Origin of the sequence: Kitasatospora sp. NPDC059812 (assembly GCF_042732075.1) — a bacterium.
GTDB lineage: Bacteria > Actinomycetota > Actinomycetes > Streptomycetales > Streptomycetaceae > Kitasatospora.
In genome coordinates this window covers 24,980-34,474 of the sequence record NZ_JBHWIO010000084.1, presented here as the reverse complement: position 1 = coordinate 34,474, position 9,495 = coordinate 24,980, and the positions used below count along the sequence as shown (strand labels likewise).

Sequence of the window (9,495 nt, the reverse complement as noted above, 5' to 3'; positions counted from 1 at the left end):
GCGCGTCCGCCCCTTCGGCGTTCGTGGTAGCGGGGACAGGATTTGAACCTGCGACCTCTGGGTTATGAGCCCAGCGAGCTACCGAGCTGCTCCACCCCGCGTCGGTAGTACCGACCGTACGGCACCAGGCGGCGATCACCTAATCGGTTAGCCGGCGGCCGCTGACCCGACCTGGAGCCGATTCCTGCTCTGCGCGAGCAGGGGCGCGGGGAGACAGGCGGTTCCGGTCCGCTTGGAACCCCACGCCCCAGCTACCGCTCTACTTGCGGTGCCCCGGGAGGGGATGACCGGGCTTGTCCAACCAGGCCGCCTGTCCGGCAGGTGTCACCGTGAGCCCGTACCGCTCGTAGCCGGGGCGTCCGGCGGCCGTCCACTGGGTGTAGGCGGCCTCCGTCTCGTCCCACAGCTGCCGGGGCCCGGACTGGCGGACCTCGAACCGGGATTCCCCGGGCACGGAGTCGACCGTTGCCCAGGACGTGACGGCCGTGTCGAACAGCCACCACGTCCAGCCGCCGTCACCGAACTCGTTGCGCCGGTAGTACACGTCCGGCAGGGCGAGGGCGCAGGCGAATTGCGCAAGCCAGTCGCCCCCGATGGCTTCGGGGTCGAGGCTCGTCCAGGACTGCCCGGAGTCGCCCGGCCATTCACCGGACAGGTAGTCGTCCACCGGAGTGCCCTGGTAGCGCTGCTGCCGCAGCATCATGAACGCCGATGACCGGGTGAACGGACCGCTCGCCGTCCCGTCGCCGTCCACCGTGAGCCGCACGATCGCCCCGCCGCCCAGCAGCGGTGAGACGGGGCTGACGATCACCCCGCCCGGCCGGGTCTGAGCCACCCAGGCGGGCGGGACGTCCCGCAGTGACACGGTGGAGATGATCCGGTCGTACGGGGCGCGTGCGCCCCACCCGAGCGAGCCGTCCCCGCACACGACTTCGGGGGTGCAGCCGGTCCTGCGAAGTGCGGTGCGGGCTTGCGCGGTGACCTGCGCGTCCACCTCGACGGTGGACACCATCTCGGCGCCCAGGCGATGCGCCAACAAGGCCGCGTTGTAGCCGGTGCCCGTCCCGATTTCGAGCACCCGGTGCCCGGGGACCGCGTCCAGGTCGGACAGCATCTCGGCCACCATGGTGGGCATGGACGCCGACGACGTGGGAGTACGGTGGTCTCCGCCCCCGGCACCGTCGTCCCACTGCGTGACGATCGGCAGGTCGCTGTAGGCGAGCCGCATCCACCGCTCGGGTTCCTTGGTCCGGCTGCACTCGGTGTCGCCGCCGTCCTCGTCCGCCCAGATGGTGTCGGGGAGGAACGCGTGTCGCGGCACTGCCGCCACGGCCGGAGCCCATGCGGGGGGCAGGGAACCGGCGTCGGTGAGCGCCGCCGCCAGTACGGCCCGCTGCTGTTCGGGGGTCAACTCTTCTTGTGCTTCGGTGCCGGGGTCGGCTGCTGGCCGTCCTTCGAGGGGTTCGGGCCGATGGCCGGCGAGCCGGGCTTGGCGTGCCCGCCGCCCTTGCCGTCGTTCGGTCCACCCTTGTTCTCGTCTCCCATGGTCAGCGTCCTTTCTCTGTTCGGCTTGTAGGGGCGGTGCTGTTCCCGCTGCACCCGGGGGCGCAGCGAGTACCTGCCGTGCGGCGGGGGTAGTACCCCGTCCCGGAACTGATGCCTTGCGGGCGGCAGTTCGAACCCTTCAGCGGCTGCCCCGGGGTGTCCAGCGCGCCCGCGACCAGGAACCACCCGCGGTCGGCAAGGATCGCCGTCAGCAGGTCCCACTCCTCGGCTCTACCTACCACCATCGACCGCGTCCAGGTCACGATGCCCTTGACCGTGCCATGCGACAGCGCGTCGGAGAGGTCAAGCCAGCCGGGCGGTCGTCGAGGTCGGCGAGCGGCCCGGTGTCGGTGAACGTCTCCGCGACAACCCACTCCCGAGCGTCCGCGTACTGGCGACACCGGTCCGCCAGAGCGCCACCTGCGCCCCCATCGGCGGTTGCGATGTACAGCGCTACCGGGACTCGGCCCGGTGAGCGAGGTGTGTCGGAAGGCATACGACCACTGTCGTGGAACGGCGACGGTCGGTGAACCTGCGCCCTGTACGACTTCCGGAAGTCGTACAGGGCAGTACTCGCACGGCGTGTACGAGTTCTTCAATCCGTCGTCAACTAGACGCCGGTGGTTGCCTCGTCCGGTGACAGATCGGTGGACCGAGGTGTCTCCAGCTCCAGAAGGCGGGCAACCCTCGAGGCCGTCTCCGGGCCGTCCGCGTGGACCGTGGTGATGCCGAGCGACTCGGCCGGCGGGAGGTTCCTACGGTGGTCGTCCACGAAGACGCACTCGGAGCCGGCCAGGCCCATGAGGTCGAGGGCGCGCTGGTAGATCGCCGGTTCCGGCTTGGCTATCCCCTCATCACCACTGATCACCCGCACGTCGAACAGATCCCACACCCCGGTCTCCACGTAGGGGTTGTACGGAGCGAGGCCGTAGGAGTTGGACAGCAGGGCCACCACGATCCCGGCGTCCTTGGCGGCACGGGCGAGTTCGACCATGGCGGGAACTGCGCGGACCTCCGCATGCGCGCGTCCCATCAGGTTGTCAGGCTCCACGCCCATGATCGCCGCTGTGCCCCGGTTCCACTCCTCCTGGGACATCCGGCCGAGCTCCAGCTCCACGTAGAGCGCACGGCCGGCCGGATCGTCCTCCAGGATGCTGCGCCAGGTGTCAGCGGGCAGGCCTTCCCGGGCGCACCACGCCCGGGACGACCGGCCGATGGGAGTGGTCATCACTCCCGCGAAGTCGAGGATCAGGCCACGCAACGTGTTCTCCCGAGGGTCAGGCGAGTCGGATGGTCGTCGGGGCTCATGCCCCTCCGGGGAGCTTGCTGCCCGAGGATCACCGACACGTCGGTGTGCAGGCCCTCGGCGATCCTCAGCAGGGTCGGGAGGGAGACGTTCCCGCCTTGCTCGAGCTTCCGCAGGGTGTGCAACGAGACTCCGCTTGCGTTGGCGACATCCTCTTGCGTTCTCCTGCCGCGGAGCATCTTGACCCGCTCGCCTGTCGTGAACTCCGGCCACTGGCTCATGCCGCCCGCTCCGTCTCTGGCATCTCCTCGGACCGTACCTGCCCTCGGCCGCTGATGAACCGGGTTCGCCACGAGAAGGAGCTACCCGCAAGGCACGTTGACGATCCGCCACCGGCTGCGCTCAGCACGGAGGAATGCGTAAGCCCGCCCCGTCGTGGCCGGGGCGGGCTTACGGCCGGGGTCCGCCGAAGGCGGGTGTAGAGGTGGCCTGTTGTGGCAGCCGGCCCGGTCATGCGCAGGCGGGGAGGCTGCCGGAAGGGTCAGGTGGTGGGCAGCCATGTCGGGCGCTGGGAGCCGCGGGGCACGAGGATCTGCCGGTAGGCGCCGGGGGTGTCCGACATCTTCACCTGATCGGTGATGCCCTGGTAGCGGCCGAGTGGGGTTTCGGCGGTGAAGACCTCGGGGTCCGGGTAGGCGTGGAGCTCGCCGGTGCCGGCGATCTGCTGCGCGTAGCCCTTGTCGAAGATGCCCATGGAGAGGATCCACAGGGCGACCCGGGACAGGGACACGTGGACGCGGTAGCTGCCGCCGTCCACGGCGCGACGACGCAGGGCCTCGGCGATGCCGGCTGTCATGAACCAGGAGACGAGGTAGTCGTTGACGACGGTGATCGGGGGCAGGGCGGGCTTGTCGCCGTCGCCCTCCAGGTGCAGCAGGCCGGTGAGGGCGCCGGCGGTCTGGTCGAAGCCGAGGTAGTCCTTCCACGGGCCGGTCCTGCCGTTCAGCGACACCGTGGCGTAGATCAGTCCGGGGCGCCGGGCGACGGCCTCGTCCTCGGACAGGCCGATGCGGTCCAGGAAGCCGGGGCGGCGGTTGGCGTAGAAGACGTCGGCCTCGGCCTGGAGCTTGTGGATGAGGGTCAGGCCCTCCGGGGTGTACGGGCTGACGGTGGCGGAGCGGACGCCGACGCTGGTGGTGAGGTAGGTGACATCGTGCTCCAGCTCGTAGGGGCGCCACAGGTTCAGCACGTCCGCGCCGTGCAGGGCCATGGCGCGGCCGGCTCCGGCGCCGGCGATGATGTGGCCCATGCCCAGGGCTCGCACGCCGTCGAACGGGGCGGCAGGGCTGGCGGGCAGCGGCTCGGGCTCGCTGTCACCGATGCGGGTGATCTCCACCAGCGGCAGGCCGGCCAGGACGTCGGTGTACTGACGCTCCGCCAGGATCTCGCTGGGCGTGCGCACCATCGGCATGACGCACCCGGCCTCGGCACCGGCCTGCTCCAGTTCGCGGGCGTTCCACTTCGCGATCGCGGCCTCGACGTGTTCGGGGACATCGCCCACACCGAGCAGCCGCTCGGCGGCCACCTTGATGTTGGGGTAGATGTTGAACGGCATCATCCAACGGCCGTCGGCAGTGCGGTAGAAGTTATTGGCCAGGGCCATGTTGATGATCGACGGGGTACCGCCGGTGTAACCGTTGAGGAGCTCCCACTTCTGCTCGTAGAACGGGCAGAGGCGGTGCGGGCCCACCCGCAGGTCCATGTGAATGTCCTGGCCGCGGCCGGTGCGGTCCTTCCACAAGGCGGCGATGGCAGCGGACTTCGCGACCATGGCGATGCCGGAGGCGGCACCGAGGCGCAGGGTGCTGGGGACCACCGGGTCAGCACCCTCGAAGGTGATCTCGCCGCCGGTGTCCTCGGGCTTGAGCCCGATGCCGGCGAGGACCTCGTTCGTCTCGGCATGGACGTCGAACGCGTCGTCGGTGGCCGGGTCGGCGATGGCCTTGGTGATCTTTTCGGTGAGGGACATGACGTCCTCGTTTCTCACGTGTGTTTCGGTAGGCGTAGGCGGGTCAGGGCGGGTCTGGGCGGATCAGGCGCGGTGGGTGTCGCCGGAGTCCGGCGCCTCGCCGAGGGCGCGCATCAGGGCGATCTGCGCGCGGTCGCGCTCGGCGGCGAGCTCGTCGACGGTTCCCTCGCCGAAGGCTTCGCGCGCCTGGTCGGCGAGCAGGGCGACGGTGGCGTCATCGAAGGTGGGGTTGCCCAGGGCGGGCCACATCTCGGATTCCATGGCACGGCCGAGGTGCTCGATGAAGTGGGGCAGGCCGCCCGGGCCGCCGCCGAGGTGGAAAGTGCGGAACGGGCCGGCCACGGCCCAGCGCATGCCGATCGAGGCGGTGACGATGTCGTCGAGTTCCTGCTCGGTCACCACGCCTTGGGCCACCAGGTGGACGCACTCGCGGAACAGAGCGGACTGCAGACGGTTGGCGACGAAGCCGGGGATCTCCTTGCGCAGGACCTGGGGCCGCTTGCCGAGCGCGGCGTAGAAGGCCCTGGCCTGCTGGACGGTGCCCTCGGAGGTCTTCTCACCGGGCACGATCTCCACCAGCGGCACCAGGTGCGGCGGGTTGAACGGGTGGCCCACGATGAGGCGCTCGGGCTGCCGCATCGCCTCGGCGATGGCGGTCGCCGGGATGCCGGAGGTGGAGGAGGCCAGCAGCGCGTGGGCCGGGGCGGCCTGCTCGATGGTCTGCCAAATCCGCTGCTTGAGTTCGAGGCGCTCGGGGCCGTTCTCCTGGACGATGTCGACGCCGGCGACGGCGGTGGCCAGGTCGGCCTCGAAGGTGAGCCCGTCCGTCAGGTTCTCGGTGAGCAGGCCGAGCTCGGCCAGCGCGGGGGTGATCTCGTCCAGGCCCGCCAGGACGAGATCCTCGATGTCGGGGCGCGGGTCGTTGATGACGACGTCGATGCCGCGGGCCAGGAAGAGCGCGGCCCAGGAGATGCCGATCACGCCGCCACCGATGATCGCGGCGCGCTGGTAGGAGTCCGGGGTGGCGGCGCCGTCCTCGCGAGTGGCCGTGACGTGGGCGGGCTCGGATGCGGAAGTCATGATCTCGGAGCTTTCTTGAGGAGGGGGTGCACGGGTTGTCCTCCGCGGGTGCCGATGGAGCAGGTGCCTGTGTGTGTGGGGGGCGGAGGACTTGGCCGGCCGCTGCTGACGTCAGTCGGCGAGGTAGTCGTGGACGGGCTCGACGGGGTTGAGGGTCAGGTCGGTGATGATGTGGCTGGCGCCGACGATCTCCAGGACGGGCAGATCGGCGAGCGGGGCGATCGCGTGGGCGAAGAGCTCCAGGCGCGCGGGGCCGGTGAAGGCGCTCTTGACCGTGATGTCGGTGATCCGGGTGCGGACCAGCTCGCAGATGCGGGGGGTGCCGTCGTAGTTCGGGACGGTCTTGACCATGAAGTTGGGGGAGCAGATCTCCGCCCGCGCCTCCTCGGGATCCATGGGGTGGTGCTTGTAGCCCATGGTGGCGGTGGCCACGCGCAGAGTGCCGTAGTCGAGCGTGCCGACCAGGGTGTCGGAGTCGACGTAGAGCGCGGGCGAGCCGCCCTTCTTCGGGTACGCGCTGAACTCGCGACCGCTGGAGATCGCCGGAACGCTGTCGACGTACATCGCGAGGTTGAACTCGCCCGTCTCGCCCTCATGTTCGACGGCGATGAGCTGGCCGGCCTCGGTGTAGTTGCCCAGGCCAGTGGTGTCGGGCATCCGCATGATCTCGAAGCGGACCAGCGGCTTAGTGACGGTGAGCGGCTCGGGGACCAGCCGGCGCAGCGCGTCCGGGTCGGTGCGGTAGAAGACGTTGAGGTACTCACGGTTGGTGAAGCGGTACCGGGTGGGCGCGTAGGCCGGGGAGTCCAGCGGAGTGGTGACCAGCCGGGCGACATCCTGCTTGAGCATCTTGGCCTCCAGGGAGAGGGGCGTGTCGCTGGGGCCGCAGGATCTGCGGCTCTGCGGCTCCGCGTCCGGAGGGGGATCGCGCCGGTCTCTCCCACATCGGATATGTCAGGGGGAGGGCGCCACGCCCTTGGCCGAGCGCCCGCTGACAATTGGACGCCTCTCAATGCATGCCTGTCCAATATATGATTGAGTCGTGATTCATATGGCTGAGGATATTAATCTCACAAAGCGCCTACTGGAGCAGTTCCTGGCGGTGGCCGAAGAGAAGCACTTCGGCCGCGCCGCAGAGCGCCTCTCCATGCGCCAGCCGCCACTCAGCCAGTCGATTCAGCGCCTGGAGCGGGGCCTGGGGGTGCAGCTGTTCAGACGGGGCCCCGGAGGGGTGTCCGTGACCGCAGCGGGCGAGGCGTTCGCCGTCGACGCGCGGCGCCTCCTCGATGCCCAGTCCGCCGCGATCGATCGGGTCCGGCGAGTCGCGAGCGGTCTGGACGGGGACGTCCGAGTGGGCTACGTCAGCATCCTCAGCCACCACTACCTGCCCGATCTCCTTCGGGCGGCCGCCGAGGAACTGCCCGGGCTGCGCATCCATCTGCATCAGGACTCGTCGGTCGCCGTCGCCGACATGGTCCGCTCCGGCGAACTGGACCTGGGTTTCCTCCGCGACCCGTCACCCCTGTCGGCCGACCTGGCCAGCCGGGAATTCGCCGTCGAGCGCATCGCCGCGGCCCTGCCGCACGATCACCCGCTGGTCGGGGCCGGCGAGATCGACCTGGCCGACCTGAGGGACGAGGATTTCGTCCTGCCCGACGCCACGGCACTGCCGACCCTGGCCCAACAGGTTCAACTCGCCTGCCACGACGCGGGCTTCACACCACGCAGCCGCGCGGTGGCCGACGACCTCACCGGACTTTTCAGCTACGTCGCCTCCGGCCTGTGCGTCAGCCTCGTCCCCGAACGCCTGCGTGACTTCCCCATTCCCGGAGTCGCATATGTCCCGCTGCGGGGAGAGTCGCCCCACCTGGAGACCACGGTGGTCGCCGTACACCGCCCGGGAGTGGACGAGGCCGTACACCGACTGCTGGAACTGATCACCCGCCACACCGCCGCGTGATCGGAGGTCGGAGGCTGGAATCGGCGGCCACCAGGCACTGTTCGGATACGGCCTCACTTCGAATACGACCGCACCTCGAATACGGCCTCACCCCGACCCGGGCGGGTGCCGGGTCGGGGTGCGTCGGGTCAGCGTGCGTGGGTGACTGCTACTGGAGCTTCCACTGCTGGTTCCAGGCGTTGTTGCAGGTCCAGACGCCGAGCGCCTTGGCGTCCTCGTCGTAGGTCAGGCAGTCCTGGTCGGTGATCCGGATCTGGTACTGGCCTCCGCCTGCGCTGACGAGCTGCCACTTCTGCGCGTCGGCGCCGGTCCACGGCCTGGCCTCGGCGAAGAAGGTCTTGGTGTTCTCGGTCAGCGCGAGCCCGGAGACGGCGCTGGTGATCTTGTACCGGCCGTTGCCCAGGGAGGTGAACTGCCAGGCGGAGTTCTTGGCGCCGCTGGCGGCGGCCAGGATCGAGGACCCCGTGACCACCAGACCCCGGCCGTTCTTCACCTTGGGGTGGTGCAGCCCGGCGATGCCGGCACCACCACCGCTGCCGCCCTTGCCGCCCCCGCCCTTGCCGCCGCCCTGGTGCGCGGGGATGGCCGGGGTGGTGCTGGTGTCGCCACCGTCGCCGTCGTCGTTGCCGTCGTCGTTGCCGTTGCCGTCGTCATCACCGTCATCGCCGTTATCGTGCGCGGGGATGCCGGGGGTGCCCGGGGTGTCGGTGATCGGGGTGCCACCACTCTTCGGGACGCCCGGGACCGTGATGTCGCGGGCGGGGAAGTGGATGATCCGCTTGCTGTCGACGCAGCGGATCAGCACACAGGACCTGGTGGTGCTCACGGTCCGGTCGGAGTCGGAGCCGACGAACGCCCAGTTCCCGTACCCGCCGTCGCCCTTGTTGGTGAAGGTCGAGTCACCCGCGAAGACCCAGATGCGGAAGTCGTCGTAGCCGGCCGGGCCGCCCTGCGAGTCGTGGTGCTGCAGCTTGACGGTGGTGTCGACCAGCACCCCGTTCATGTTCGCCTCGTACACGTTGCGGAACCAGATGGTGTCGTAGAGGTCGGTGCCGTCGTACTTGAACACCATGACGTTGTAGCCGGGAGCCGCGGCACTCAGTTGGCTGGCCATGCCCTGGGTGAACGCGGCGTTGTCGGCCTGCGCCTGGAGGGCCGCGCTGCGGAAGCCGCCGATCATGGCACCGATGGAGTTGATCAGGGCCGTGGTGCAGTTGCCGCCGCCCACGCTGCTCTGGCCGTCGCAGTCGGCTGCGGCGGCCCGCTGCGGCGAGACCATCAGGCCGGCAACGGCCAGACCCGACAGCAGGACGCCCGCGACGGCGCGTTGGGCGAGCGTGTGGGACCGGCGGGAGAGACCGCGCATGCCGAAGTACCTCGATCACTGAGAGTGGTGAAGATCGTCCGTGGGGAAGAGACGATGCTCGGATGCTAGGTCGGCCCGAACGCCGCGCCCCGGGTTCCTGACAGTTCCCTGATGGATCACTGATGGATCACTGATGGATCACTGATGACCTGTTGGCAGACGGGCGTCACCGTCACGGACCTGGTCGCAGGACGGGGCGCAGGAGGAGACCGGCCACCAGCTTCGTCTGGCACGTGTGGCGTTGGACAAGGAACGGCGCGCGGACGGCC

9 protein-coding genes and 1 tRNA gene are annotated in these 9,495 nt (G+C 69.5%); 1 reads left to right on the top strand and 9 read right to left on the bottom strand.

What is annotated here, in order from left to right:
• Window positions 1–24 precede the first annotated feature (24 nt).
• The 8 genes from ACFV6D_RS31025 to ACFV6D_RS30990 all read right to left on the bottom strand — a co-directional run bounded on the left by ACFV6D_RS31025 (window position 25) and on the right by ACFV6D_RS30990 (window position 6,749).
• Window positions 25–101, bottom strand: a tRNA-Met gene (locus tag ACFV6D_RS31025).
• Window positions 102–259: 158 nt separating this feature from the next.
• Window positions 260–1,411, bottom strand: coding sequence for a methyltransferase domain-containing protein (locus ACFV6D_RS31020; RefSeq protein ID WP_380562087.1), 1,152 nt, complete (start codon window positions 1,409–1,411; stop codon window positions 260–262).
• A complete protein-coding gene (locus ACFV6D_RS31015) occupies window positions 1,408–1,545 on the bottom strand; it encodes a hypothetical protein (protein ID WP_159398702.1) in 138 nt (45 codons plus the stop codon). The genes ACFV6D_RS31020 and ACFV6D_RS31015 overlap by 4 nt, the downstream gene beginning before the upstream one ends.
• A gap of 610 nt (window positions 1,546–2,155) precedes the next feature.
• Window positions 2,156–2,773 (bottom strand): HAD-IA family hydrolase, encoded by a 618-nt coding sequence (locus ACFV6D_RS31010; protein WP_380562101.1) that lies wholly within the window; start codon window positions 2,771–2,773, stop codon window positions 2,156–2,158.
• 20 nt (window positions 2,774–2,793) lie between these two features.
• Window positions 2,794–3,072 (bottom strand): helix-turn-helix domain-containing protein, encoded by a 279-nt coding sequence (locus ACFV6D_RS31005; RefSeq protein ID WP_380562085.1) that lies wholly within the window; start codon window positions 3,070–3,072, stop codon window positions 2,794–2,796.
• Window positions 3,073–3,332: 260 nt separating this feature from the next.
• On the bottom strand, window positions 3,333–4,820 hold the full coding sequence (locus ACFV6D_RS31000) for a CoA transferase (RefSeq protein WP_380562083.1): 1,488 nt from the start codon (window positions 4,818–4,820) through the stop codon (window positions 3,333–3,335).
• A 63-nt stretch (window positions 4,821–4,883) separates the two neighbouring features.
• Entirely contained in the window at window positions 4,884–5,900 is a 1,017-nt protein-coding gene (locus tag ACFV6D_RS30995) for a 3-hydroxyacyl-CoA dehydrogenase family protein (RefSeq protein ID WP_380562081.1), read from the bottom strand.
• 111 nt (window positions 5,901–6,011) lie between these two features.
• Window positions 6,012–6,749 carry an acetoacetate decarboxylase gene (locus ACFV6D_RS30990; protein WP_380562079.1) on the bottom strand — a complete coding sequence of 246 codons (738 nt, stop codon included), beginning with the start codon at window positions 6,747–6,749 and terminating at the stop codon, window positions 6,012–6,014.
• Between the two features lie 202 nt (window positions 6,750–6,951).
• On the opposite strand from ACFV6D_RS30990, the gene ACFV6D_RS30985 reads away from it, so the two are divergent.
• Window positions 6,952–7,860: a LysR family transcriptional regulator gene (locus ACFV6D_RS30985; protein ID WP_380562099.1), complete on the top strand. Its 909-nt coding sequence runs from the start codon at window positions 6,952–6,954 to the stop codon at window positions 7,858–7,860.
• Between the two features lie 148 nt (window positions 7,861–8,008).
• Here the strand turns inward: ACFV6D_RS30985 and ACFV6D_RS30980 are convergent, their stop codons facing one another.
• The gene (locus tag ACFV6D_RS30980) at window positions 8,009–9,226 is read right to left on the bottom strand and encodes an RICIN domain-containing protein (protein ID WP_380562077.1); all 1,218 of its coding nucleotides are present in this window, start codon (window positions 9,224–9,226) and stop codon (window positions 8,009–8,011) included.
• Window positions 9,227–9,495: the final 269 nt, after the last annotated feature.